At 40.3% G+C, this 25,011-nt stretch carries 22 protein-coding genes; 8 read left to right on the top strand and 14 right to left on the bottom strand.

Features of this window, described 5'->3' with window-relative positions:
• Positions 1-29: 29 nt before the first annotated feature.
• Entirely contained in the window at positions 30-344 is a 315-nt protein-coding gene (locus tag DSM106972_RS05590; RefSeq protein WP_127079614.1) for an element excision factor XisI family protein, read from the top strand.
• 10 nt (positions 345-354) lie between these two features.
• Here DSM106972_RS05590 and DSM106972_RS05595 read toward each other — a convergent pair whose 3' ends face one another.
• Both DSM106972_RS05595 and scyF read right to left on the bottom strand, forming a co-directional pair.
• Positions 355-933, bottom strand: a complete 579-nt coding sequence (locus DSM106972_RS05595) for an REP-associated tyrosine transposase (protein WP_127079616.1) — start codon at positions 931-933, stop codon at positions 355-357.
• 204 nt (positions 934-1,137) lie between these two features.
• Positions 1,138-2,316 carry a scytonemin biosynthesis PEP-CTERM protein ScyF gene (gene scyF, locus DSM106972_RS05600; RefSeq protein WP_127079618.1) on the bottom strand — a complete coding sequence of 393 codons (1,179 nt, stop codon included), beginning with the start codon at positions 2,314-2,316 and terminating at the stop codon, positions 1,138-1,140.
• Positions 2,317-2,601: 285 nt separating this feature from the next.
• Between scyF and DSM106972_RS05605 the strand changes: the two genes are divergently transcribed.
• On the top strand, positions 2,602-2,955 hold the full coding sequence (locus DSM106972_RS05605; protein WP_127079620.1) for a winged helix-turn-helix transcriptional regulator: 354 nt from the start codon (positions 2,602-2,604) through the stop codon (positions 2,953-2,955).
• Positions 2,956-3,241: 286 nt separating this feature from the next.
• Here the strand turns inward: DSM106972_RS05605 and psbA are convergent, their stop codons facing one another.
• The 3 genes from psbA to DSM106972_RS05620 form a co-directional block, all read right to left on the bottom strand.
• Entirely contained in the window at positions 3,242-4,324 is a 1,083-nt protein-coding gene (psbA, locus tag DSM106972_RS05610; protein WP_127079622.1) for a photosystem II reaction center subunit D1, read from the bottom strand.
• Between the two features lie 390 nt (positions 4,325-4,714).
• Complete coding sequence (locus DSM106972_RS05615) at positions 4,715-6,217, bottom strand: MBOAT family O-acyltransferase (protein ID WP_127079624.1); 1,503 nt, start codon at positions 6,215-6,217, stop codon at positions 4,715-4,717.
• A complete protein-coding gene (locus tag DSM106972_RS05620) occupies positions 6,214-9,129 on the bottom strand; it encodes a DUF1574 domain-containing protein (RefSeq protein ID WP_127079626.1) in 2,916 nt (971 codons plus the stop codon). Before DSM106972_RS05620 ends, DSM106972_RS05615 begins: the two co-directional genes overlap by 4 nt.
• A 163-nt stretch (positions 9,130-9,292) precedes the next feature.
• Between DSM106972_RS05620 and DSM106972_RS05625 the strand changes: the two genes are divergently transcribed.
• The 3 genes from DSM106972_RS05625 (at position 9,293) to DSM106972_RS05635 (ending at position 13,054) form a co-directional block, all read left to right on the top strand.
• A complete protein-coding gene (locus DSM106972_RS05625; protein ID WP_127079628.1) occupies positions 9,293-9,520 on the top strand; it encodes a hypothetical protein in 228 nt (75 codons plus the stop codon).
• A 127-nt stretch (positions 9,521-9,647) separates the two neighbouring features.
• Positions 9,648-12,737, top strand: coding sequence for a phosphoenolpyruvate carboxylase (locus tag DSM106972_RS05630; protein WP_127079630.1), 3,090 nt, complete (start codon positions 9,648-9,650; stop codon positions 12,735-12,737).
• 68 nt (positions 12,738-12,805) lie between these two features.
• Positions 12,806-13,054 carry a hypothetical protein gene (locus DSM106972_RS05635; protein ID WP_127079632.1) on the top strand — a complete coding sequence of 83 codons (249 nt, stop codon included), beginning with the start codon at positions 12,806-12,808 and terminating at the stop codon, positions 13,052-13,054.
• Here DSM106972_RS05635 and DSM106972_RS05640 read toward each other — a convergent pair.
• The gene (locus DSM106972_RS05640; protein ID WP_073622447.1) at positions 13,041-13,412 is read right to left on the bottom strand and encodes a transcription antitermination NusB family protein; all 372 of its coding nucleotides are present in this window, start codon (positions 13,410-13,412) and stop codon (positions 13,041-13,043) included. The two genes, DSM106972_RS05635 and DSM106972_RS05640, sit on opposite strands and share 14 nt — an antisense overlap.
• A 171-nt stretch (positions 13,413-13,583) precedes the next feature.
• On the opposite strand from DSM106972_RS05640, the gene DSM106972_RS05645 reads away from it, so the two are divergent.
• On the top strand, positions 13,584-13,889 hold the full coding sequence (locus DSM106972_RS05645; protein WP_127079634.1) for a small RNA NsiR4-regulated ssr1528 family protein: 306 nt from the start codon (positions 13,584-13,586) through the stop codon (positions 13,887-13,889).
• A 77-nt stretch (positions 13,890-13,966) separates the two neighbouring features.
• On the opposite strand, the gene DSM106972_RS05650 is transcribed toward DSM106972_RS05645, so the two are convergent.
• Both DSM106972_RS05650 and psbP read right to left on the bottom strand, forming a co-directional pair.
• Positions 13,967-14,575, bottom strand: a complete 609-nt coding sequence (locus tag DSM106972_RS05650; protein WP_127079965.1) for a Maf family protein — start codon at positions 14,573-14,575, stop codon at positions 13,967-13,969.
• Between the two features lie 2 nt (positions 14,576-14,577).
• Entirely contained in the window at positions 14,578-15,123 is a 546-nt protein-coding gene (gene psbP, locus DSM106972_RS05655) for a photosystem II reaction center PsbP (RefSeq protein ID WP_127079636.1), read from the bottom strand.
• A 104-nt stretch (positions 15,124-15,227) separates the two neighbouring features.
• Between psbP and DSM106972_RS05660 the strand changes: the two genes are divergently transcribed.
• Positions 15,228-15,842 (top strand): hypothetical protein, encoded by a 615-nt coding sequence (locus DSM106972_RS05660; protein ID WP_127079638.1) that lies wholly within the window; start codon positions 15,228-15,230, stop codon positions 15,840-15,842.
• A 477-nt stretch (positions 15,843-16,319) separates the two neighbouring features.
• Entirely contained in the window at positions 16,320-17,309 is a 990-nt protein-coding gene (locus DSM106972_RS05665; RefSeq protein ID WP_127079640.1) for a DUF2278 family protein, read from the top strand.
• 467 nt (positions 17,310-17,776) lie between these two features.
• Here the strand turns inward: DSM106972_RS05665 and DSM106972_RS05670 are convergent, their stop codons facing one another.
• The 6 genes from DSM106972_RS05670 to DSM106972_RS05695 form a co-directional block, all read right to left on the bottom strand.
• Positions 17,777-19,270: a PP2C family protein-serine/threonine phosphatase gene (locus tag DSM106972_RS05670; RefSeq protein WP_127079642.1), complete on the bottom strand. Its 1,494-nt coding sequence runs from the start codon at positions 19,268-19,270 to the stop codon at positions 17,777-17,779.
• A gap of 662 nt (positions 19,271-19,932) precedes the next feature.
• Entirely contained in the window at positions 19,933-21,546 is a 1,614-nt protein-coding gene (gene ftsY / locus DSM106972_RS05675; RefSeq protein ID WP_127079644.1) for a signal recognition particle-docking protein FtsY, read from the bottom strand.
• 146 nt (positions 21,547-21,692) lie between these two features.
• Entirely contained in the window at positions 21,693-22,346 is a 654-nt protein-coding gene (gene nusB, locus DSM106972_RS05680; RefSeq protein ID WP_019492727.1) for a transcription antitermination factor NusB, read from the bottom strand.
• 43 nt (positions 22,347-22,389) lie between these two features.
• A complete protein-coding gene (locus tag DSM106972_RS05685; RefSeq protein WP_127079646.1) occupies positions 22,390-23,145 on the bottom strand; it encodes a DUF502 domain-containing protein in 756 nt (251 codons plus the stop codon).
• Positions 23,146-23,512: 367 nt separating this feature from the next.
• Positions 23,513-23,905 carry a hypothetical protein gene (locus DSM106972_RS05690; protein WP_233787869.1) on the bottom strand — a complete coding sequence of 131 codons (393 nt, stop codon included), beginning with the start codon at positions 23,903-23,905 and terminating at the stop codon, positions 23,513-23,515.
• A 17-nt stretch (positions 23,906-23,922) separates the two neighbouring features.
• A complete protein-coding gene (locus DSM106972_RS05695) occupies positions 23,923-24,786 on the bottom strand; it encodes a glycosyltransferase family 2 protein (protein WP_127079648.1) in 864 nt (287 codons plus the stop codon).
• Positions 24,787-25,011 lie beyond the last annotated feature (225 nt).

Genomic DNA, 25,011 nt, shown 5'->3' on the forward strand with positions numbered 1-25,011 from the left:
TTATACTTAGTGTAAAAGAAACCCGGTTTATGGAACCTCGCGATTCTGCACCAATAATAAAAATTTATCAGCAAGCTATCATTAAAACTTTATCGGAAGCTATTTCTACAAACGTATTTCCAGAGACATTACAAATTGTACAAATATTCGACCGACAATCAAATCGTTTTCAATTGCTTTGTCACGGTTGGGTAGATGAAGAACGAGTTTGGATTCAACACAATGAAAGAGATGTAGATATTGGAGAAGAGTTATCAAATAATGGTATTCCAAAATCGCAAATAGTTTTGGGGTTACATCGACCTTCTATTAGAGAGCTAAATTCAACTTATGCTAGTGAGTAATAATAGGCGTCTATTCTAAAATCAAATGTTTAAAGCTTTCTTCGTCCTGCTGAGACTCAACGAAAGAGCGGTAAGAATCTTCAGTTGCTAGATATTCTAAATCAAAATATTCCAGTATCTTATCTTTTTTAACAAAACTATCTTTTTTTGGAATTATGTAGTCTAGGTAACTTGAGTATATCCAATCTTGAGGTTTTTTGACTAAGTTGGCGCCGACTGGGTTTAAATGAATGTAGCGTGATAGGTGTAATAAGTATTCGTCTGTATCTACGTGGATGGATTGAAATGGCCCTTGGAAGAGTGAACCTACTCTGTTGAAGCGGTTGTTAATGGCTTTTGTGTATGATAAGGCGAATGCTTGCATTAATTCTGATAGATTATCGTTGTTAAGGTGAATTAATAGGTGGTAGTGGTTGGGCATTAAGCAATATGCTATTATTTCGACTTGATTGTCTATTAGGTGTTTTTTGATGAGCCGTTGGAAGTATGAGTAGTTTTGATTTTGAAAGAATATTTTTTGACGATTGTTTCCTCGGTTGTATATGTGATAATAGTTTCCTGATTTAAATTCTGTTTTGCGAATTGGCATAAAGTTGTATTTTATAGTTTTTCTTTTATAGCTTTTTTTGTTTTTTTATGCCAATTGTTTAATAAATCTTAGAAACCTGGTTTCCTTTGGGTTCATTTGAGGATTGTTTTGTTCAGTGCTGGGGAAACCAGGTTTCGGTTTCTTTTTAGTTTGCCCTTTTTTGGCAGACCTTAATAAAATTTAGAAACCTGGTTTCCTTTGGGTTTATTTGAGGATTGTTTTGTTCAGTGCTGGGGAAACCAGGTTTCTTTTTAGTTTGCTAGCCGCAGCGAAGGCTCCTAGTACTGCTAAACCTAATACTGAGCCAGCTTCTGGAATTCGAGTGCTATGAGTGTTATTTATATCTAATACTTGGACGCGACCTTGGAAAAAATCGCCTACATAAAGCTTGCCATCTTTGAGACTTGTACCACCCGTCCAGTTAAACTTACCTGGTTCAAGGTCGAGTGGGTTGCCGTAGGGAGGGCCGTCTAAGGCTGGAGGTGGTACAATTTGACCTGATGCATTAACGGCAGGTTGACCGTATGCAGTGAGGAAATTACCGTTTTTGTCAAATACTTGAACGCGGCTATTTATTGAGTCAGCGACATAGATATTATCATTCTCGTCTACTTCAATACCAATTGGCTGATTAAACTCCCCAGGCTCGGCGCCAAGTTTACCAAAGGTCAATAAAGGCTTTCCTTCTGGGTCAAGAACTTGAACGCGGTTATTAAACTGGTCAGCAACATAAATGTTTCCTGTATTAGAAGATATTCTTACGCCTGCTGGGCCTTGAAGTTGCCCTGCCCCAGTCCCTGAACTACCGATGCTGCCGATAATATCGCCATTGGGATTAAATTTAATAATTCGGTCATTGCTGAAATCGCCCACATAGAGATTATTATCTTTATCAAATGTCACACCAGATGGGCCAAAAAATAACCTACCCTCTTTAAGACCGCCAAATTGACCTTGACCAATTGAATTGAGGTAATTACCTTGGCTATCGAACACATTCACGCGGTTGTTATTAACATCACCTACATATAGATTTCCAGTTTTTGGAGAGAATTCCAGCGTTGATGGTTCTTTGAACTGTCCGGCGCCACTGCCTGTACTACCAATTCCTTTGATATAGTTACCATAACTATCGAATACATCCACCCTATCAGCTCCGCGACCAGCACTAATAAAAATATTCCCAGTTTCTGATTGCTTGGTTATGCCTTGAGGAACTGCAAGGGTTCCAGGCATTCCTGGAATTTCACCTAAAGTTAAGTCAGCAGGTCTACCAATACTTGTGTTGTATGTCAAGCTTACTGCTCCTGCTTGGGTTGCTGTTGCCAAAACAAAGCATCCAGTACTAGCAATAGCTATTGATAAATTTTTTAATGCTTTCATTCGGTTGAACTCCTGATTCTATAATTCTGATAGGGACTCCTCAAACGCGCATGAAAATAACAGTGCAATTGCACCTTACTTACACCCATAGCGCGCATATTTTAGCTTCCAAAAAATAAATTAATCCATCTTGTGGGGTGGGCATCCTTGCCCGCCCTCTATATAAGACACTCGCCCTCTATATAAGACGTTGTTCTTAGTCACTCTAATAGTTACTATAAGTTATCTGCTAATAATGTAAAGTAGGTACTTTAAAGTAACCAAGTCACCTTCAATTAACTACTTATGTCTCTATCTAACAAATCTACAAGTTGTCCCATAACTGCACTGACAAACCTGCTAATTGGTCCTTGGACACTATACATTCTTTGGATTTTGCGCTCAAAAGGACCTACTCGTTTTGGTGCTTTAAAACGTCAGCTTGAAGGAATATCTTCAAAAATTCTTACTGAAAGACTACGAATGCTTGAGGAAGCAGAGGTTATTTATCGTCTTTATGAACCAACCATTCCACCTCAAGTTACCTATGGTTTAACAGAACGCGCGCAAGACTTAATCGTAGTCTTAGACCAACTTGAAACGGTTGCTCATAAATGGTATGCAAAAGAGCAAAAAATAGAACCGTTAACTAAAGCCTAATAACTGCATTGTTCGCAAATTAAAGCTGAAAAAATAGGCGCCAACCAACTAAATAACGGCGGATATTAAGTCAGCAATAAAAAATTCAAATATATAAAAATATGTCAAAAATATTAATACTGTAGCGATTATTTAGAGTTTGCTATTGCTTTTGTAAAGTAATAATGCTTTAATGTTAAGAAACGTAAAGAATATACGTAAATAAAAAAGCGCCCTCAGTGGTGGTTCACTGAAGGCGTTGTATGTCCAGGGTTTAGAGGCGTGAGAAATCACGTCTCTACTATATTTAACCGTTAATAGCAGGCGCCGCAATAGCTACAGGAGTCGGTTCACCGCTAGCAAGGTCAAGAGGGAAGTTGTGAGCATTGCGCTCGTGCATTACTTCCATACCGAGGTTAGCACGGTTGATAACGTCAGCCCAGGTATTGATAACACGACCTTCGCTATCAAGTACTGATTGGTTGAAGTTGAAACCGTTTAAGTTGAAAGCCATTGTGGAAATACCCAATGCTGTCAACCAGATACATACAACAGGCCAAGCACCTAAGAAGAAGTGCAAAGAACGGCTGTTGTTGAATGAAGCGTATTGGAAAATTAAACGACCGAAGTAACCGTGTGCTGCAACGATGTTGTAGGTTTCTTCTTCTTGACCGAACTTGTAACCATAGTTTTGGCTTTCAGTTTCGCTGGTTTCACGAACCAAGGAAGATGTCACCAATGAACCGTGCATTGCAGAGAATAAGCTACCACCGAATACACCCGCTACACCTAATTGGTGGAAGGGATGCATCAAAATATTGTGTTCTGCTTGGAATACCAACATGAAGTTGAAGGTACCAGAGATACCTAAAGGCATACCATCAGAGAACGAACCTTGACCAATTGGGTAAATCAAGAATACTGCGGCTGCTGATGCCAAAGGAGCAGAGTAAGCAACGCAAATCCAAGGACGCATTCCCAAGCGGTAAGATAATTCCCACTGACGACCTAGGTAGCCGAAGCAACCAATTAAGAAGTGGAAAATTACCAACTGGTAAGGACCACCGTTATACAACCACTCATCTAAAGAAGCTGCTTCCCAGATTGGGTAGAAATGTAAACCGATAGCGTTAGAAGAAGGAACAACTGCACCAGAAATGATGTTGTTTCCGTAAATCAAAGAACCAGCTACTGGCTCGCGGATACCATCGATATCAACGGGGGGTGCTGCTACAAATGCAATAATGAAGCAGATGGTTGCTGACAACAAGGTAGGAATCATCAACACGCCGAACCAACCTACATAAATGCGGTTTTCGGTGCTGGTAACCCAGTTGCAGAACCGTTCCCATACGTTTCCGCTATCGCGACGTTGTAAGGTTGCAGTCATGTTCTTATTAATGCGAAATAATGTGAAGTTTGATCAAGTAAATTTAATTTACCTGTAATTTCAACTTTACACGCATTCACTTAATAAGAGTATCTACTCAGTATTTAATTTACTAATACTTTCTATTAGGTTTATTTATACAAAATCTAACCTAACGTTCGATAGGTCTAAATTCTTAACGGTTGCAATTTACCTGAAATGTTTCCTGGACAACGTTTTCAAGGATTTTACTTCGCTATAATATGAAGTTATGTAAAGAATATATTAAGCACCTTTTGATGCATTCTCAATATATCTAAACATCAGTTTACATAACTTATCTCATTTTTGTCAATATAAATTAAATAACAGGCAGGATGCCTGTTCCACAAGATAAATCCACAAGAGAAATTAGTATTCAAAGTAGATGAATGGTAAACTACCTTGCGGCGCCAGTATCCAAACGAGATAAAAGCATAACGGCACGAACAGAACTTTGAGGTGCCAATTGAATTCAAGTTTGAGATGACGCTTAAATAGATAAGATATCGCCATACCTAAAAATACAGCACCTAGTAACAGCGCAACTTGAGACTGACTTATTTTCAAAGCTTCGACATACACAAGTTGTGAAAACTGAGCGTCAGCACTATGTCCCCAAAGTTTTTTTGTAGCTTGCATTGAGTCGCGTAGGTCAGGTAAGCGGAACCATATCCACGATGTAAACACCATTAGCTGTGTTACCAACCACGCCACAATAACACCAATTGGTGACTGCCAAAAATATTCGAGAAATTCTATACGGTCACTAACTTTATCAACTAGTCGATGCACGACTAAAGCTAAACCATGCCAGAACCCCCATACAATAAACCCTAATGCGGCGCCATGCCAAACACCACACACAACCATCACAATTACCAGGTTGACACATGTACGTTCCAACCCAGCACGTGAACCACCAAGTGGAAAGTATAGGTAATTTCGCAACCAGTCCCCTAAAGTCATATGCCAACGGCGCCAAAAATCAGCAATACTCGTACTGAAGTAAGGTGAATCAAAGTTTTCTGGCAACACTAACCCAAATAACATCGCACTGCCACGAGCTATATCTACATATCCACTAAAATCCAAATACAACTGCAAACCATATGCAAACGTTGCTAACCATATATCTGTACTACCTGCGCGTTGTAAGTTACCGAAACAAATATCGACAAAAACACCGATATTATCGGCGAATAATCCTTTTTTGACGGCGCCCTTCGCTATCAGCCATAATGCGTCAGATATTACATTCGCACTTGGCAATGCTGCTTTGAATTGATTTGTAAGTTGATGAAAGCGTGTTATTGGGCCTGAAGTGACTTTGAAAAATAGTAACTTGTAAGTCGCGAATTTGATTAAATTGTTTGTCGCAGGGGCGCCACGATAAACGTCTACTAGATACGCGATGCACTCAAATACAAAGTAAGATATTCCAAGCGGCGCCAGTAGTTTGAATGTATCTAATCCCAAGCCTTTAATTGTAGCTTCGGGTAAGGCAAATTTTAAAAAGGGTACTAGGTATTTAAAACCAAATAGTAAAAATATATTTAAGACTATACCTATACATACTAAAGTTAAACGGCGCCGATTCCAGTCAGCTTGAGCGTATTCCCAATCTTCGTTAGATATACCCGCATTTTGATTATGTTCTCCGGGTGAGGTGTTTTGTCCTATTTCAAGTCCTAGACGATAGTTTATATAAACGAGTACTAGTAATAATGGTAAATACTGAGGCTGATACGATATATAAAATACTACGCTTGCTAACAATAATATGAACAAACGCAGTTTCTCATCGCCGACAGACCAATAAATACCGAGAACACTCAGTAAAAATAATCCGTATAATATTGAAATGAAATTCATTTTTTATTTATCCAGGGAATCATTGGGTCTTTGGCAAGCTTGTTTGACACTTCGTAGGCACCGTAGCGGTTAAGATGACTAGGGTCTGAGAAAAAGTCATTTTTTTGTGGGAAAAGTAATCCTAAGTCGCGGAACACAAAGTGCGAACGTTCGGATGCCGTTTGTATCATGTACTGCTGGAATAGTTGCTCGAACTGTGTACGAACTGGGTCTAAGTATTCACTTGTTAATGGCATGTTGGCGAATACTAAGGATATTTTTTGCGACTGGGTGAACTTTAATATTTCTTGCAGTGCTAAGTCTTGGTCTCCTCCAAGTAAAAATCCTTTATAGTCGTTGTCATAGCTACCACTCACTTTTGAATGTTTTTGGTAATAAACACTAGGGTCAAAACGTATTGATAGTGGTAAAAAGCCATCAAAATCAACTGATTGTACTGGTTCTTCTGCGTCTTTGCCATTTATTTGATTTGATGACGCTTTATTTTTATCTACACCTGTTAGAGCATCTAATTTGGCGCCTAGTACTGCTTTGAGTTGGTTACGATTTTGGTAAGCTCCTGATAATGAACCTAATTTCTCGTTCAACCAATCGTTAGCTGCTTGATAGCTGTTTTTTCGCTGGTCGTTTGATTTGGTTTTAGATTTAGTTTCTTGTGCTGTATCTGTATCTCCACGAGCTATTGATTTTTCAATGGCTTGTTTATAACCTGGAGATGCTGCTATTGACCGGAATGTAGTGTCCTCGCGTCCACTGTTGAAGGCACGGGCGCCGTCTGCCCAGATAATTAATTTGGGTAGTTCAGATGGTTCTAAGACTTTACGCAATATAAAGTTAACGACTTGGGCAGTGGCGCCGTTTATACCAAAGTTAAAGACATCTAAATTGCGGTAGCCTTGAGTTGCTAGAGCTTTAGATAAGGCTACTGGGTCAACACCTCGTAGAGCGCGCGAAGAACCAATAATTAATATATCTGGTGGCTGCCCGCCGTTTTTCTGTAATCTTTGCCGATATAATGCTAGTTGCTCATCGAGTTGACGCGCATTAAAAGTTGGCGACTGAGTACGCGCTGCTAATAATATTGCCGTTGCAGTTCCTGATGGACTACGGCTAATTTCACTACCTGTTGTTTGCGTAAATGCCGATGCGTTGAAGGCTTGATTCTCTTTTGGTGCGGTGTCTGCTGTGAAGGACGCATTAACATCATTCGGATTGGGGGTTTGCGGAACTTGACTAGTAGTTAATGTTGGTACGGGTTGCTGTGAAAATTTATTTAATACCCAATCGGTTTGTAATGTTAACAATAACCCGACTGTTGCCCATACTAATGCCGAAGCATTTGATTTCGCGCGTCCATTAGGTGCGCTATTCGCATCCTCTTTGTCTTTGAATAGCTGTGTGGCAAGTAAAAGTTTTCTTGCGCTTATACCCCAATTTTGCACTGCTTGCTTAACAAAAGTTTGAACTTCATCTGATGTTAAGTCTTGACGCAGTACTGGTTCATCGGTTGGTGGTAAGAGTTCGCGAACATAACTTGATGTTGCTGCAAATTCTGGCGCCGGTTCGGGAACATATCGTTGTCTTGCTGCAAAGTCTACACCATAATGCCATGATGCTTCTTTATTACCTGCACGGCGCCCATAAACGCGCACTCCTAATATCCCTGGCATTTTGAGTTGTCGCAGTAACTTAACTACTTGAGTTGTTACTTGTTTACGGTCTGGAGATACGGCCGCATCGCACATCACATGCATTAAATCTCCCTTTCGCAATAACAATACCCGCATACCACCTGTTTTGAGGCGCCAATATAAGTCAGAATTTAATAAACGCTCTAGTAAAAATACAAGTGCTGGTTCATCTCCATTTGAAGCAAGTTCAATTGTTGGTATTGATAAAGCAGGGTGATATGAAGCAGGAAGCGTTAACCAATCTATCCAAGCTGGTTCTGCATCTGTGCTGACTTGCCCGTATATAGTCGCCGCTGTTATTCCTTGGGGTGCAATATCATTTAAGCAAGCACCTACTTCTTTTATGCATAACCCGCGTCTTGGCGCCGTTTCTCCATTTGACCGAACGTTCGTACAAAATACGTGAAGCGTTGATTCGTTGAGTGAAGTAGTAACTTTAATTTTGTCAGCTAATTTTTCATTCAAATAAGAAGCTATTGCTTGCACATCTCCCCAACGTGCCCAGTCTTTGAGCATAACCTCGGTTGGGGTTAAATCAATTCGCAACATCCAGTCAGGTTTTGGCTCTCCTTGGACGTGGCAAACAATAACAGCATCTTGATAACCTGCTAGTTTAAGGTGACGTAGTTTTTGGGCAACAGGTTCAGCAATTATTGAGGGGTCTGGACTATAGCTCGATTTACATAGTATCCATAGACGATTCTTATTATTGTTATTATCTTGGTTTTTGACTTTAACGCGAACACCAATACCCAAAGAACTCAGAGTTTCGCTTAAATACCTAGCAATTGCTTCGGGGTCACCTTTTTTGGCTAAACTCTCGTTCGAGACAATTATGGCGCCTGTTGTATGTTGGGTACGTTTCGCATCTAGAAGCAGGGCCACGTTGACTTGTTCGAGATGACGGTCAAGTTGATTAAGATAAACTCGGTGACACCATTCGGGACGCTTGACGGCTTTTTTTCTACCGTAGACAAATACTTGATATATAGATGGCTGTTCGCTACCATCGCTATTTTTTAACGCTTCTAAGTCTGTTTGCTGTAAAGCTTTAAGTAAATCGGACAATGTTTGCCACCGCTGTGGACACTCAATAGCTTCACATAAAATATGTAGGTCATTTCCCTGCAACCGGATTTTCACCCCTAGAGTGTTTATACCAGTTGCTTGACTCACCCACTGCACTATTGTTTTTTGACGGTCAGGTAGTACTGTTTTCATGGAAATGGCTTAGGGGTAGTAGATAGTGGTATTTTGGGGGCTAATTGGTTGGGGGCTATTAACAACAACAGATTGTTTGTAAACTAGAACGATAGAATCATTACATCATGAAATTTTTTTAACATTTTTTTCCCACTTATCCTACAACAACTCAAAAAACATAATGCGTACTAATTCCGATAATCACGGGTCGAACCCATTGTCGTTGATTCCTCAATCTATCCTCCTCCAAATTGGTACAGTTTCGGTGTTCACGCTGGTTTTAGCACAAAAAAGTGCAACTGACGCTTTAACTGCATTAGGACAAGCTAGCGAAGAGTTACTTCGAGGTGAACGTTTACCTATCCTAGAGTTCCCCAATTCAACGAATAAATCAACCGAATCAAGGTAAAGATAATCAAACTTTTTTCTGTAACAAATCATACATTTTTGCTATAAAAGTTTGCGGTACTTTCCCTACCCATATTTCTCTCAATGCCCAATAATTAAAAAGTCCGATAGCTCTACTACAACAGGATATGAGTTCCCTTTTATACTCTTCCACCGAAGCTGCTAATAACTACCCTGCATCTGATTTATTTTTGCGCCATCGTCTCCAGGTCATGGAGGAGTTATGGGAAACCGTGCTGCGTCAAGAGTGTGGTCAGGAGATGGTGGACTTACTGCGGCAGTTACGCGATTTATGTTCGCCAGAAGGACAAGCAACTCAAGACCAAGCAACCGAAGTTTTTAAGTTGATTGAACAACTTAGTATTAACGAAGCAATCCGCGCAGCACGGGCATTTGCCCTGTACTTTCAATTGATTAATATCATTGAGCAGGACTATGAGCAAAGGCAGCAGATGACGAGGTATGAGGTGGAGCCAACTGCCGAAGTTGAGGATACCTTGCCTACTATCGTCCAAGGCGATAATGTCGAGGGACTTCCTGTTAATAGTGGACTTGGTGCGGATTTACTAACAAAAAGCTGGCGTAACTCAGCGTCAAATAAACAGAGGGGTACATTTGCTGCACTCTTCCCTGATTTATTTAACCTCAACGTGCCGCCACAGTTGATTCAACGATTAATAACACAACTCGATGTACAGTTAGTGTTCACAGCGCACCCTACAGAAATTGTTCGCCATACAATTCGTGGTAAACAGCGTCGAGTTGTACAGTTATTGCAAGAACTCGATGCTTTAGAAAAGCGTTTAGGAGGCGCCGCACTTCCTCAACGTTGGGAAGCTCTTGAGTTACGATTACAGCTTATCGAAGAAATACGTTTATGGTGGCGTACTGATGAACTACATCAGTTTAAACCATCGGTGTTAGATGAAGTTGATTATGCGCTGCACTACTTCCAAGAAGTATTATTCGATGGTATTCCCCAGCTATACCGACGCTTTAAACAAACCCTAAACGCGACGTATCCTTGGCTAGAACCACCAAGCAAAAACTTTTGTAAATTTGGTTCGTGGGTTGGTGGTGACAGAGACGGAAATCCTTCTGTAACACCCGCTATTACTTGGGAAACAGCTTGCTACCAGCGCAATATAGTTCTACAAAAATATATTGACTCAGTAAAAGAACTGCGTGAATTATTAAGCGTTTCGATGCAGTGGAGTGATGTACTACCTGATTTACTCGAATCGTTAGAACTTGAACAATCGCAAATGAGCAAAGTTTACGATGAACTGGCACTGCGATATCGTCAAGAGCCATATCGTTTGAAGTTATCGTATATTCTCAAGCGATTAGAAAATACACTCTCACGTAACTCAGCGCTGCAAAAAGGTGAGAGTATTAAAGAAATCTCTACTCCTGCTTATGGGTCGGGAGAAGATTTCTTAGCGGAACTGCGATTAATTCAGCGAAACCTCAAGGAAACAGGTTTAACTTCGCAGCTTCTCGAAAATCTGATTTGTCAAGTTGAAATTTTCGGCTTTAATTTAACAAAAATAGATATTCGCCAAGAATCATCGCGCCACAGTGATGCGCTCAACGAAATTCTCGAATACATGGGTATTCATTCAAAACCCTACAATGAGCTTTCTGAGGCTGAACGTGTCGAATGGTTAATTAGTGAACTCAAAACTCGGCGCCCCTTAACTTCTGCGGAGTTACCATTCTCTGAAAAAACTAACGACGTTATCGAAACGATGCGTATTGTTAGGTCATTACAACAAGAGTTTGGTTATAACATTTGTCAAACCTACATTATTAGTATGTGTCGCGAAGTTAGCGACGTGTTAGAAGTATTACTGTTTGCCAAAGAAGCAGGACTTTATGACCCAGGAACGGCAGTAGGAACAATACAAGTAGTTCCATTATTTGAAACCGTCGAAGATTTACTGCGGTCGCGCGCAGTAATGCAGCAATTATTCGAGTTGCCTTTATACCGTGCAATGCTAGCAGGTGGGTATGCCGTAATCGAGCATAAAGAATCATTGGCGCCATCTTTACTATCTCCTCCAACACCGCCATTACCTCGTTCTCCTGAGTCTCCACCACCTTTGACTCCTAACCTTCAAGAAGTAATGTTGGGATATTCAGATAGTAATAAAGACTCTGGCTTCTTGAGTAGTAACTGGGAAATTCACAAAGCCCAAAAAAGCTTACAAGAAATTGCTGAGAAATACGGTATAAACTTACGCATATTTCATGGACGTGGTGGTTCAGTAGGTCGCGGTGGTGGGCCAGCATATGAAGCCATTTTGGCGCAACCAGGGCACAGTATAAACGGACGCATCAAAATTACAGAACAAGGTGAAGTGCTAGCATCGAAATACTCGTTGCGTGATTTAGCATTATATAACTTAGAAACAATAACCAGTGCTGTAATTCAAGCTAGTTTACTGCGAACAGGGTTTGATGATATCGAACCTTGGAACGAGATAATGGAGGAATTAGCGACTCGTTCGCGTAGTCATTACCGTGCATTGATATACGAACAACCCGACTTTATCGACTTCTTCCATTCATGCACACCCATCGAAGAAATTAGCCAATTACAAATTAGTTCGCGTCCAGCAAGGCGCCCATCTGGTAAAAAAGACTTAACAGGGTTACGCGCTATTCCGTGGGTATTTAGTTGGACACAAACTAGGTTCTTATTGCCATCATGGTATGGAGTTGGAACAGCACTCCAGGAATTTTTGGATGAAGAACCAAAAGAACACATGACACTGCTGCGATATTTCTACATGAAATGGCCATTCTTCAAAATGGTTGTTTCTAAAGCGGAAATGACGCTAGCAAAAGTTGACCTGCTAATGGCACACCATTACGTCCAAGAATTATCACATCCAGACGACCGTGCCAGATTCGCTGTTGTGTTCGAGCAAATAGCCAAAGAATTCTATCTCACCCGCAACATTGTACTGCAAATCACCGGACACAAAAATCTTCTTGATGGCGACCCAGTTTTACAACGCTCCGTTCAATTGCGTAATGGAACAATTGTACCGTTAGGATTCATACAAGTCTCCTTGCTCAAGCGTTTACGTCAAGCCAAAAACATTACAACATCGGGTGTAATCCATTCCCGCTACAGTAAAGGTGAACTGTTACGAGGCGCCTTGCTTACCATCAATGGTATTGCCGCAGGAATGAGAAATACAGGCTGAACCCTCTTGCTCTTGTGGAACGGGCATCCTGCCCGTTTCAAATTATAGAATCTTTTTAAATTTGTAATATGACTAAAAAGCGCGTATTAATTTGCACTTTTATAGCTCTAACATCAGGATTTTTTGCCGGCTTCACAGGTTGGCAAATCTCGATGAACTTGAAGAGCCAAAAGTGTCAAAATCAAGTTTGGGGAGTAAGAGAATTATGCACAGCATCAGTAGCTCCTGGCGCCATGTGGTCAGGAAGCACTACTGGTTTATGGACAGGCACAATTTTAGGCGCCTTTGTAGGTAGCTTAGTGACTAAAAAGAAGTAAACTCCAACTCAGCCAAACTCGTCCATTCGCTGGTACTGGTGTCGTAACAATACCATTGCCCGTCTTTGCCGCGATAACAAAAAAGCGAACGACTACCAGCACTAAAATCATCAGTTAAGTAGTATAAAACACCGCGAAACGGAAAAGTCTTGCGACTCAGCCGTTTAGCAACCGCTTGATTGGGACATTCCACAACAAACACAGGCAAATCATCAAGATGTGTTAGTGAAAAAAAACACATCCGTAAAATCGCACGCAACCAACTTTCGGAACTATCGAAATAGCTATCAATAATTTTATTGGTCAGAGCTTGCTCCAGCGAACGATTCCTTATATCTGGAACATCCAGGTCCGACATAGCATTACCACCTATCGCAACACATGACTGGTGCTTAGGTTAAACCATAAAACCCCTTACTGGCAAGTCTCTTCATCAAAATCATCTACTAGACTGCATTTTGAAGCGAATCGTTAAGGAGGCGCCGAGAGTTGGTAAAATTTACAATGCAATGCCAGAAAGAAAAAAGTCATGTCTGCCGAAACCAGCCAAGCAAACCAAGATACCAAAGGTGCTGATGCCATTGATGAAGCAATCGCACGTGGAATTGATTTTGATGGAACTTCCATTCCAGAAGCAAAACTAGAATTGTATAACAAAGTCATGGGACTCGAAGCAAACCGTCAACGTAGTGGTGTATCTAATACCATGCGTTCGCGTATAGTCCGCATAGGCGCCAAACATATTCCCCAAGAAGAACTTAACCAAATGCTTAATGGCGCCGGCTTTGCTGAATTAAAAGAAAAAGAAGTCGCTTTTTACTACGGCGGTAAATAATTAATGTTGTAGAGACGCGATTTATCGCGTATCCATACAATCCGCAATAAAGACGCGATTTATCGCGTCTCTACATTTTATGGTTTCCAAAAATCGCTGACTGAATAACCCAAATCAGCTAACATGTGTCGTAGCAAAGGTAAACTTAACCCAATCACATTACTGTGACAACCTTCAATTTTCTCAACAAACACACTTCCTTTACCTTCTAAAGCAAAGGCGCCTGCACAGTTTAAAGGTTCACCTGTTGCCACATAAGTTCTTATCTCCGAATCACTTGCATTCGCAAAGTAAACTTTTGTAATTTGACACTTGACAATCATTCGATTTTGTGAAGTGTCTATCAAAACGTGACCAGTTAGCAAGTCACCAATTTGACCGCGCATTTCGTGCCAACGAGAAATAGCTTCTTCGGGACTAGCTGGTTTACCGTGAATTTCACCGTTGACAGCCAATACCGAATCACAACCCATAACAACAGCAGATTCAAATTTTGGTGCAATTCTCTCAGCTTTACGCTGGGCAAGTATCTGCACCAATAATACAGGGTCGCGTGACTGCACTTGTGATTCATCAAAATGACTTACAGAAACTACTGGTTCAATACCAATAGTTTGTAACAAGCGACGACGCGCAGGGGAAGCAGAAGCAAGTACAAATTGTGGAACAAATTGTGGAACGCCCATCATTAATATACTTTGAACGAATCTATCGAATCTTGAATGAAACGCTTGACTCTTGGCCAACGTTTTTCTGTAACTGAGGCGTTGAAAGTAAACAACTTACCACGACTAACAGTTACATTGGCAAGATTATGACGTTTTTTATTATTAGGGAGTTTAATTAAATATTCCAACTTATAATAAACCTTGCCGTCAACTTCTCTTTGAGCATCGTTAATTAATTCAGCTTCACGACCAGACCCTTCAGGTGCCAGAGCGCTTTTACCAAGTTTATATCCAACTTCTCCAGGTGTTCCCAGTTCCGTTAGTGTCTTACTATCAGGAACAGGACTAATAACGACAGAGATATTCTCAGAAGGCTCGATAATATCATGGAACACCACAACCGGACCATTCGCCACTTTAACTTGCACCCAGCCATTAGGATATGAGAACTCATAGCCATTATCAGTATCTGTAAAATTCTTCAGCCCAGCCGCAGCAGCAATATCCGAATAGCTGAAACTTAAGCTAAAAACCAATAGTACAATCAATCCAATACGTTTCCACATTTCTTTTCAATCCTTTAGGGGCGCCAAGCAATAATATATTTCAAAAAAATATTTTTGTAATATTTCGTTAACATTGTCTCATCAAGCGTGACCATTAAGGAACCATGTCATATACAACATGTGAAGTACGCTGGTTTATTCCCGGCGCCATCCCTACTAGCTTTAAAACCTGGTTTGAACCATCACAACAACCAGAACAGCGTACTGATATTTATTTATACGCACCAGGAAATGATTTTGTTGGTATTAAGTTACGTTCAGGGCGCCTAGAAATAAAATGGCGAATATCAGAGCTAGGAAGAGTGCAATTTACCAACTCAGTTACAGGTAAAGTAGAGAAATGGCGTAAATGGATGTGTAACGACTCTACAAAAGAAGCTTTTCTACCAATTCAAGTAGAAAATAACCCTACATGGGTAAGTGTGAAAAAAAGTCGTTATTTGCAGTCATATCAAATTTTACCTGGCGCCGTTCCAGAATTGCTAAGTGATAATATAAATTTAGATAATATTAAAAATTTGTGCAACGTCGAACTAACATTATTAGAAATATATAATAAAACTTGGTGGAGTATAGCACTTGAAGCTAGTGGAGAAGAAGCTAATTTAATCGATAACCTACATGCCACAGCTAATTATTTATTTACTGATTATCAAGGTATTGAACTAGAAAGAAAAGATTCATATGCTTATCCTTGTTGGATAGACAGTTTTATTTAAACTTATATATATTATTCTTTACTCTTGTGGAGCGGGCATCCCTGCCCGCCCCTGCCAAATGCCATCCCAAAAGAATGGAGTAATTTACTTATTCTTTACACGTTTCATCCTGCTGCATAGTATATTTTTTACTTCCCTAATAGATAAATTTCTTTATGGAAACGTGCTAGCCAGCAGATACTGAGTAAAATTAAGCCCCTATATACCAGGATAATCACTGCATATTTTTTCGTCGTTATCTGAAAAATAGAATTTAATTTTGGTCAAATTAAAAAACATGTGCCATCATGGCTAAGGTTAAACATAAAACCGTTTGGTAGGATAGCAAACACATTTGTGTATGCTTGTTTTGTAGGCTTGTTAGGCGTAGATGTAATTTACACAACTAGTTATAAGGTGATTAATAAATTTCCTTATAATTACGGATGAGTAATAAGTAAAATTAAATACAAGTAAAATATTGTGTAGGAGACTTAAATGCCTTTAAAGAATTATGGTGTACTGAAAGGTCGTGTTGTTGACCGTAAGTTAGGTGAAGGACAAACACCGCATTACCAAGTGCTTCTAAGTGATGGAGACACCAAATATCGTATTGCAATCAACGTTAAATCAAAACTGGCGCCATCAGAATTATTTTATTACGTAGAAGAAAACTTCAACCATCCCATTATTAAAGGACTGGTTGAACTAGATAATGGTTTTCATGAACTTTCAAGAAAACCAGGTGGACTAGCGTTGGATTTTATTCGGGGAAACTTGTTTGACACAACGCAAATGAAACCTTTACCACACAACGTCCCAGGTCCAGATAATGACTTAAACGAATTAATCGAACTATATATCAACCGTGCAGTAGAAAGTGAAGACACTGCAATATACGCTTTTGGAGAAAGATGGGGTCCAGAAACCGACGTTAAAGACAAATATTTTGGTTTCTTACCTGGTAACGGTATCCACGATATCCATATGAACCAGGGTAATGATGGCAGATTCCAACGAGACAATGGAGTTTGGCAAGACGGAGGACTACTAATACACTATCCATCACGTTCGACATGGGTAGGAATTTTTCTCGCTTTCCAATCACAATCTTTCCATACCGACGATACAACCGGAAACCGTATCGATACAATTATACCAGAAAAAACCGCAGCGATTCGTATTGTTGCAGCAATGGTAAACCCTGTAGATAAGGACGCAAATAAAGAAACTGTTACTTTACTTAATACTTCACCTGAACCAGTTGATTTAACGGGATGGGCAATAGCTGACAAATTGAAGTCTAAATTCCCACTCACTGGTACCATCAATCCAGGTGAAGTTTTAAAAGTGACTTTAAGTAACAAAATCAACCTAGACAACGAGGGTGGTATTATTACCCTTCTCGATAACGGTGGTCTAAAAATAGACGGTGTTTCTTATACCAAAGACAAAGTAACCAAAGAAGGTTGGACAATCACTTTTTAGTGTTGAGTGCTGAGTAATGAGTGCTGAGTAATGAGTGCTGAGTGCTGAGTAGGAGTTAGGAGTAGGGTGGCTTCAGCCACCTTACAAATTCAGTAATGATATTGAGTGAAAGTCGCTAAAAATAGTGTTCTTAAATATGTTGAGTTGCGCGCTAAATTCCTAGAGGATATATCTGTATATTAAATTTATCCTCTAGGAAAACTTGTATAGAGTAAATATTATCACTACATTTATTACTAACTAAGTATTATTCGCAAAAAAAGCGGTGTTTTATAGAATAAAATTGTGTGATAAGCATATTTTTTATACATTATTATATTTTACTTTCACTGAAACAGAACCCAACCGACGGCACTCCTAACTCCTGTACGGGCGGGTTAACCAAATACTCCGTTATTTATAACAGTATAGTAAACCCGCCCCGCCCCTTCTCTCCTCCTAACTATTTAACCTACTCAGCGCACTTTTTACTCTCTAATTTGTAGAACTACTAGTGTCATGTCGTCGATGTTTTGTTTATCGGCGCCAATAAATTCATGTACTGTATCAAACATATAATCTAGTATTTCTTGGGGTTCGCTATAAATGCGGCAGGCTGTATTAAGTGCTTTAATTAGGTTGTCTTCGTCGAATCTATCGCCACTGGCTGAGGCGGCATCTGTTAAACCATCAGTATAATAAATTACAACGTCTCCCGGTTCTAGCTGTGCTTGACCGTCTTCGTATTGGCTATTGGCATCTAAACCAATTAACATTCCCAAAGTGTCTAAGCGCGTTATTGTTCTGGTTGCAGCGTGCCACCATAATGGGGGGTTGTGAGCAGCGTTACTAAAATATAAAGTTCGCGTTTCTGGTTCAAATTCTGAATAAAAAAGTGTGACAAATCTATTGGAGTTTTCTAAGTCGGCGTACATGACGCGATTTAAGTTTTGTAATATTCGTTTGGGTGGATGACCGTGTAATACTTCACCGCGTAACATCCCCCGCATCATTGTCATAATTAACCCTGCGGGAACTCCTTTACCCATTACGTCACCAACTACTACCCCCCAACGTCCATTTTTGTATTCGTCGTTAAGTACTGGGGTGTTAAGTACTGGGGTGTTAAGTACTGGGGTGTTAAGTACTGGGGTGTTAAGTACTGGGGTGTTAAGTACTGAAGTACTTATTACGGGGTTTTTGCTGCTTGGTTGAATTTGGTTGTGGTTGGTTGGAATAAAGTCGTAGTAATCTCCACCTACACGGTTCGCGGGTTTACAGCGTGCTGCTAAAGCTAACCCTGGTATTGTAGGACATTGACGGGGTAGCAGGCGCCTTTGAATTTCGGCACCAATTTCAAGTTCTTGGTCTAAACGTTCTTTTTTACGTAATTCAACACCTAATTCATCGTTTTCAATGGCAACTGCGGTTTGGTCAGCGACTAAACGAACTAGCTTTTGACGTGTTTCTGTCCAAGTGTAATCTGGGTCCCGACTTAATACATATAACCACCCACGTTCATTATGTTTGACGAGGATAGCAGTACCAAATATTTGTACACCAGGGCCCAAACAGCGATGCATTTGGTCGTCTAACATCCCTGTTGTAGCTGTTAGGGGTACAGCATTTGCTAATAAAGTAATTTGGCTACTGGCTGTTTCGAGCGCTTTACGAATATTTTTACGCTGAAGACTATCTTGCCAATGCAGTTGCTCTAACCGCACTTGCCCATTTGGTTTGTAGAGAAATAAGGCACTACCATCAGCGTCAGTGACTCGCGTTGCCATCAGTGGAATTAACTCTAAAAACTGATTTAAATTGTTAAAGCTTCTAAGGGCAAATCCCAACGAACTAAGCAAGTCTTGAATTTTATTTTGCTCGCGATGTAGCCTTGCCACAAGTTCTTTCAGCGCTACCACTGGAGTGACATCGGTCGTAGTGCTGGTATTGCTGTTAGTTGGTTGAGAAGGTGGTTGAGGCACAGGTGTTTATTATCGTTTAAACTTTTAGCTTGGTATTGCTACACCATATTGGGGCAAAGCTTGTAATTTTAGCAAGCGTATTATGACGTAGGATAAAAACTTTATAAGTCTTTCATTGTATAATTAAATTTCTTAATATATGGAATTTGATTTCAACATATTTTTAGTAGTTCTTACTTAATTAGCTTGATTGCAAAAGCAGTATTTTCTACTACGTACTGAAGGTTATTAATAATCTCATAACTTGATATATACATCATGTATCAAAAGGTAGACAATTTATAGAACCTTCATTAGTTATTCGGTATGTTAACTATTTTTGACAAAGGGGTTAGAGGTATAGGGGGTAAGAGGATTTGTCAAATACATTTGATTTCCGGCGCCTTAGTTTTATTTGAACAGTTTTATTTGAACATAAATTACAACCCTTAATTTCTTAACTAGAGAATATTAATAAATGAAGAATCTAGGCGTAGTAGGACTTAAGACGCTATCTCTCATTGAGTGAGATATGGCGCCTATTCATGGTAGATTTTCAGGATGCAACTGATGATAGCAGCTCAAGCGCATTTTTAAAAATTAGTTTTAGGAAGTTTTGAATTTTTAATAAATCATAGCTCTCTCTCAACTAATAGAATGGCTGTTTGGTATACTGTTACATCTCAGTTACTAAGTAAAGCTTCGACAAATTCGTAGCTAGAGAAAGGACGTAGGTCTTCTATACCTTCACCGGCACCAATAAATCGAATTGGTAGACCCAACTGCTTTACAACAGCAAGTGCAACACCACCTTTAGCAGTACCATCAAGTTTAGTTAAAACTACACCACTTAACTGTGCAGCTTGGGAAAAAACCTCAGCTTGCCGCAACCCATTTTGACCTAGCGTTGCATCAAGCACCAACAGTGATTCTACTTTAGCTGTGGGGGCTTTTTTATCGATTATGCGACGGACTTTACTAAGTTCATCCATCAAATTTTTCTTATTTTGCAAGCGTCCTGCGGTATCTACTAACAGTAATTCTGTATTACGAGCGTTTGCAGCCGTTATTGCGTCGAACACCACAGCTGCTGGGTCTGTATTTTTACCCGGATTTGAAATGACTTCAACATTACTACGTGTACCCCAAACTTTGACTTGTTCAACAGCAGCAGCACGGAAAGTATCAGCGGCGCCAATCAAAGTGCGGTAGCCTGACTTTTGGGATAAATGAGCAAGTTTACCAATAGTTGTAGTTTTCCCGGCGCCATTAACACCAGTCATGAGCCAAATATTGAGAGTGTCTTTTTCTGGAGCGAAGACATTTTTTTGAGATTTTTGAATAGGAGCTTCGAGCATATCCTTAAGGATAGTCTTGAGATATGCAATCGCAGCATCAGCAGGAAGCGCTTCGGAGCGTAACTTAGTTTGTAAAGCCTCAATAATATAATCAGTCGCTTCGACACCAACATCAGCTTGTAAAAGCAGGGCTTCAATTTCTGTAACCGCAGCAGAGTTTAGTGGACCCTTGCCAACAATCGCCTTTAATTGGTTGACTATATTACGACGAGTTTTACTCAAACCCCGTCGCAGCTTTTTAAGCCAATTTATTTCTTCTATAGATATGTCTTCTGGGCGCCGACCTTGTGCCGCAAGAACTTCTGCCGACCACACAAACCCGTCATCAAACTCTAAATCTGAATCGAAATCAGATGTTTCCTCTGTTTCCTCTGTTTCAATATCACTTGTATCAGATACTACATTTACATCTATTTTTTCTGCTTGTGGCGCCGGAACATCAATGGCGCTTTGCATTAACCGTTGTTGTCTAGCTTCTCTTTCTGCTGCTGCACGTTCGATAAAAGATAAATTAGATAAATTGGTGGATGCCGTTGGCGCCACTTCATCGCTGACTTCCGCCACAGATTCAGTAGAATCAACAGTGTCAACTGTATTTTCGTCTACAGGCTCTTCAACAGATTCTTCAACAGACTCAACTTCGGGCGCAAGAGAGGTAACTTCTTCAATTTTCTGTTCTTCAACGACAGGCGCCTCAGTCACAGCTTCAGTCACAGCCTCAGTCACAGCCTCAGTTTCTATAGGAGCATCTTGTTGTTTTTGCTGAATATTCTTGTAAGCAGCCTTAGCAAATGCCAACAGGTCAGAAGCATCGGGTGTAGTAGTAGGCGCCGCATCTGGTGTAGAAGGCGCCTGGTCTTGGGACTGCTCAGTTTTTTCTACCTCAGCAGGAGTATTAGAAGATTCGTTATGTTGACGACGGAACCAATTAAAAGCCATTGTGATAAAAAAAATATGGTTTAGTAAGGGCGGGTTAACCTAAATTTTCCATTATTGAACAGGATATACGTCAACCCGCCCCACCAACATATAATCCCAAAACAAACCAGTAACCCATCCGTTACATCCGTTACATCCGTTGCACTCTACCTGCCCTTTATTTTTTGCAAACTCAATTCACTCTTACTCTCAGTAACTCTACGTAGGACTCCATTAATAAATCGATGCCCATCAGCTTCACTATACCGCTTTGCCAACTCCACAGCTTCATTAATAGCCATACGCTCATCAAGCTGTAAAAATAACATTTCAGCCACCGCAATACGTAAAATATCACGGTCAATTTGGGCGAGACGATTAACTTGCCAATCTACTAATGCTTGAGAAATCTCTTCATCAATAAGAGTTTGATTCTCATTTACAGTGCGAACAATATCAATTGCATAGCGTGCAACATCTTTGTCCTGATTAGCCAGTTGAATTAATTCGGGAAACTCAATAGCAGCACCTAGCTGATTAATTGCCTTTTGGGCATAAGTAACAGCTTCTTTGAGCATAGTGCGCGCGGTGTTTAAATCACTAGCACGTGTTTCGCTAGTAAGTAACCTGTCATTACTACGCTGTAATTCACCTGCGGCATTATCAAGGGTATCTTGAACTTCAGAGCGGAGGGTACGAACAGCGGCAAGTACAAGTTTTGGTAAGTGTTCTTCGTTGAGCTTTTTAGGATTGGTGGGTAACTGACTCAAACATAGGAGTGCCAGTTCACGCGCAATTTGACGAGGTTTACGCTCTTGCATACTTTTTATGAATGGATTTTAGATAGATTAATAATAGAAACCCTTACGGTGTTATCTGCCGTGACTCCGAAGAAGGAATTTCGACTTTATGCTCCGCGATTACAAGTGATGGTATAGGGGTATTCGGGGCAACTATACCGCCTGAGACTATAATTTTAAAGGCATCTTCGATTGATATTGATAGATTAACAACTTCGTTCTCAGGTACTACAGCATACCATCCTGTGGTTGGGTTTGGAGTAGTAGGCACAAAAACACTTAATACTGGTTGCGGCATTTGCGCTTGGATTTCGTTGCTAATGGCGCCTGTTACAAATCCGACAGACCAAACACCGCGTCTGGGATATTCTACCAAAACCACTCGGCGAAACTTACCATTAGAGTCTTTGAATAAAGTTTCAAGAAGTTGCTTAAGAGTTTTATAAACCTGTCCAGCTAAAGGAATCGCTTGTACTGTTTGCTCACCAAAATCAAGCAACCAGCGTCCAGCGATGTTACGAGCCATTAACCCAATTAAAAGAATACCTAATAATGGAACCGCAAAGCCCACCAAAATATTAAGTAAATTAACTAAAATAGGGTGCAGCCCATCAAAAGGATTAAGTTGCTTGGGTACCCGCGTGAGAAAGTCAATTACCCAGTTAGCAATGGTAATCGTCAGCCAGATTGTAGTTGCTAGAGGTATAACAACCAGCAACCCAGCAATCAAGTCATTCTTTAAATCCTGCTTTAAGCGTTCGATTACCAATCCCCGACTCTCCTTGTTTAGGCTAGTAGAACTTTTTATATAGGTACTCATACAACCAGTGCGCGCATATTTCAGCCATCTACGCGCTCTTCGACAAAATGATGAGGATGTTACTCTCGCTAACCACTGAAGGTTACAGCAGTTATCTGCCAGATGCCAATATTTTTTAACCTTGTAACTGAATGTTGCAAGTTTTAATATTTATTCTAATATTACCGTGCCAAATTGAAATCTGCCGGAATGCCGAACTTATAAAGGTAATAGCCGCCTTATACAGGTATCTTTAAGCAATACAGGCGCCGTAATTCTGATAAAGATAAGAAAATTTCATCTAAATATTAATTTATATTACACTCCCATCTTGTGAAACAGGCATCCCTGCCTGTTCCTAATATCATAATAGTTAGCAAGCGAACTATTAATTCAAAGCTCTTTGTTTGCCCCACTCTAACCAAGCTTTAGTCATTTCTTTTGTGTTGCCTTTATGCTCTGGAGACACAGGGTCTACTTTTGTAATAGATTTTAGTGCCCCAAACCATTGTCCGGATTTTTTCTCTAATTCCTTTAGTAACAATGGCACGACTTCTTCACCCATGCTAATAATTTCTTGATATGCGGGATGCATTGATAGTTGGTGAGTAGATGATACACCATGATTTTCGTCACGCCATTGGTTAACAAGTCTTTCAAAAGTAGCTTCTGTGCTTGCTTGTTTTAATGCAACACCGTGCTTATTTTGACTACTCGGCGCCGTTTCAATACTGTGGGTAGATAAATTTTTTTCTAGCATTCGCCGTTCTTCGTCATCCAAAGATAGGATAACCCAACCTACGATTTGTTAAGTGTTTCTAGAGTTTTGGGTTCGGTGTGGGTCGGCGCCATGTTTTTAATTTCCCAGACTTTGAGTAATATTAGGTATTCGTAGAAGGCTTGTAGGGTACACCAAGCGAAACCGGCGCGTCCATCTAGACAGCCACCGAGTAAAAAGTACATATAGATAAAACGAATAATAGGGCGCCCAGGTAAGCGTAATGATAAATCTTTAAGTGCGCGGCGCCGTTCGACTTCGGAGTTACCGAGAAATAAGTCTCGCCATTTGACGCTGCCGTGTTGGAGTTGATTTACTGTTTCTCTAGCTTCGTCGGTGGAATAGCGGTTGTGTTTATCAATCCAACGGCTTAATCCTTTACCGGAAGTATAATGTGGATAGGTTTCTTTCAAAAAACTAGTGGCGCCGTCACATACTTCACGTTCGGTATGACCGTAATCACTAAACCAAACTTTACCATGACGGAATAATCGCAGTTGATAGCGTGGGTATTGAGTACTGCGACGAATCCATGAATTCATGAACATGACTCGTTCCGCTACATAGTAAGCTATATATTGTGAATTAGACTTGCTTGCTGCTATACATTCGGCAAATAATTCTGGTGTCATGCGCTCATCAGCTTCGAGTATATATACCCAGTCGTATTTGGGCTGTATATTTTCGAGCATCCAAGTTCGCTGGCGCCCGTGGCTTTCAAAAGCGTGTTCAACGACACGCACTCTATAGCGATTAGCAATTTCGACGGTGCGGTCACTACTACAAGAATCCACGACGATAATGTCATCCGAAAGCATTGCTGACTCTATACAAGCAGCAATATCTAATTCTTCGTTATAAGTCAATATATAAATAGATATCATTATTTTTACGTCGTGGAAATATTTAATTTATTGTATCAAATAGGACTAAAAAGTAAAAAGTGCTGAGTGCTGAGTGCTGAGTGCTGAGTGCCTTGTCATGCTGAACGTAGTGAAGCATCTCTATAAGGGACTTCCAAAAATTTAATTCTCCATCTTGTGGGGTGGGCATCCTTGCCCGCCTTCTTTAAATAAACGGGCTTTCCTGCCCATTCCACAAGAAGATAT

The sequence above is a fragment of the Dulcicalothrix desertica PCC 7102 genome (assembly GCF_003991905.1).
Classification (GTDB): domain Bacteria; phylum Cyanobacteriota; class Cyanobacteriia; order Cyanobacteriales; family Nostocaceae; genus Dulcicalothrix; species Dulcicalothrix desertica.

Bases quoted from the DNA above. Each gene is read 5' to 3' on its own strand.
- DSM106972_RS05635 (WP_127079632.1), top strand. From the start codon at position 12,806: ATGACTAAAAAGCGCGTATTAATTTGCACTTTTATAGCTCTAACATCA.
- DSM106972_RS05630 (WP_127079630.1), top strand. From the start codon at position 9,648: ATGAGTTCCCTTTTATACTCTTCCACCGAAGCTGCTAATAACTACCCT.
- ftsY (WP_127079644.1), bottom strand. From the start codon at position 21,546: ATGGCTTTTAATTGGTTCCGTCGTCAACATAACGAATCTTCTAATACT.
- DSM106972_RS05615 (WP_127079624.1), bottom strand. From the start codon at position 6,217: ATGAATTTCATTTCAATATTATACGGATTATTTTTACTGAGTGTTCTC.
- DSM106972_RS05640 (WP_073622447.1), bottom strand. From the start codon at position 13,412: ATGTCGGACCTGGATGTTCCAGATATAAGGAATCGTTCGCTGGAGCAA.
- DSM106972_RS05650 (WP_127079965.1), bottom strand. From the start codon at position 14,575: ATGGGCGTTCCACAATTTGTTCCACAATTTGTACTTGCTTCTGCTTCC.
- psbA (WP_127079622.1), bottom strand. From the start codon at position 4,324: ATGACTGCAACCTTACAACGTCGCGATAGCGGAAACGTATGGGAACGG.
- scyF (WP_127079618.1), bottom strand. From the start codon at position 2,316: ATGAAAGCATTAAAAAATTTATCAATAGCTATTGCTAGTACTGGATGC.
- DSM106972_RS05620 (WP_127079626.1), bottom strand. From the start codon at position 9,129: ATGAAAACAGTACTACCTGACCGTCAAAAAACAATAGTGCAGTGGGTG.
- psbP (WP_127079636.1), bottom strand. From the start codon at position 15,123: ATGTGGAAACGTATTGGATTGATTGTACTATTGGTTTTTAGCTTAAGT.
- DSM106972_RS05605 (WP_127079620.1), top strand. From the start codon at position 2,602: ATGTCTCTATCTAACAAATCTACAAGTTGTCCCATAACTGCACTGACA.
- DSM106972_RS05695 (WP_127079648.1), bottom strand. From the start codon at position 24,786: ATGATATCTATTTATATATTGACTTATAACGAAGAATTAGATATTGCT.
- DSM106972_RS05645 (WP_127079634.1), top strand. From the start codon at position 13,584: ATGTCTGCCGAAACCAGCCAAGCAAACCAAGATACCAAAGGTGCTGAT.
- DSM106972_RS05595 (WP_127079616.1), bottom strand. From the start codon at position 933: ATGCCAATTCGCAAAACAGAATTTAAATCAGGAAACTATTATCACATA.
- nusB (WP_019492727.1), bottom strand. From the start codon at position 22,346: ATGCAAGAGCGTAAACCTCGTCAAATTGCGCGTGAACTGGCACTCCTA.
- DSM106972_RS05665 (WP_127079640.1), top strand. From the start codon at position 16,320: ATGCCTTTAAAGAATTATGGTGTACTGAAAGGTCGTGTTGTTGACCGT.
- DSM106972_RS05660 (WP_127079638.1), top strand. From the start codon at position 15,228: ATGTCATATACAACATGTGAAGTACGCTGGTTTATTCCCGGCGCCATC.
- DSM106972_RS05685 (WP_127079646.1), bottom strand. From the start codon at position 23,145: ATGAGTACCTATATAAAAAGTTCTACTAGCCTAAACAAGGAGAGTCGG.
- DSM106972_RS05590 (WP_127079614.1), top strand. From the start codon at position 30: ATGGAACCTCGCGATTCTGCACCAATAATAAAAATTTATCAGCAAGCT.
- DSM106972_RS05625 (WP_127079628.1), top strand. From the start codon at position 9,293: ATGCGTACTAATTCCGATAATCACGGGTCGAACCCATTGTCGTTGATT.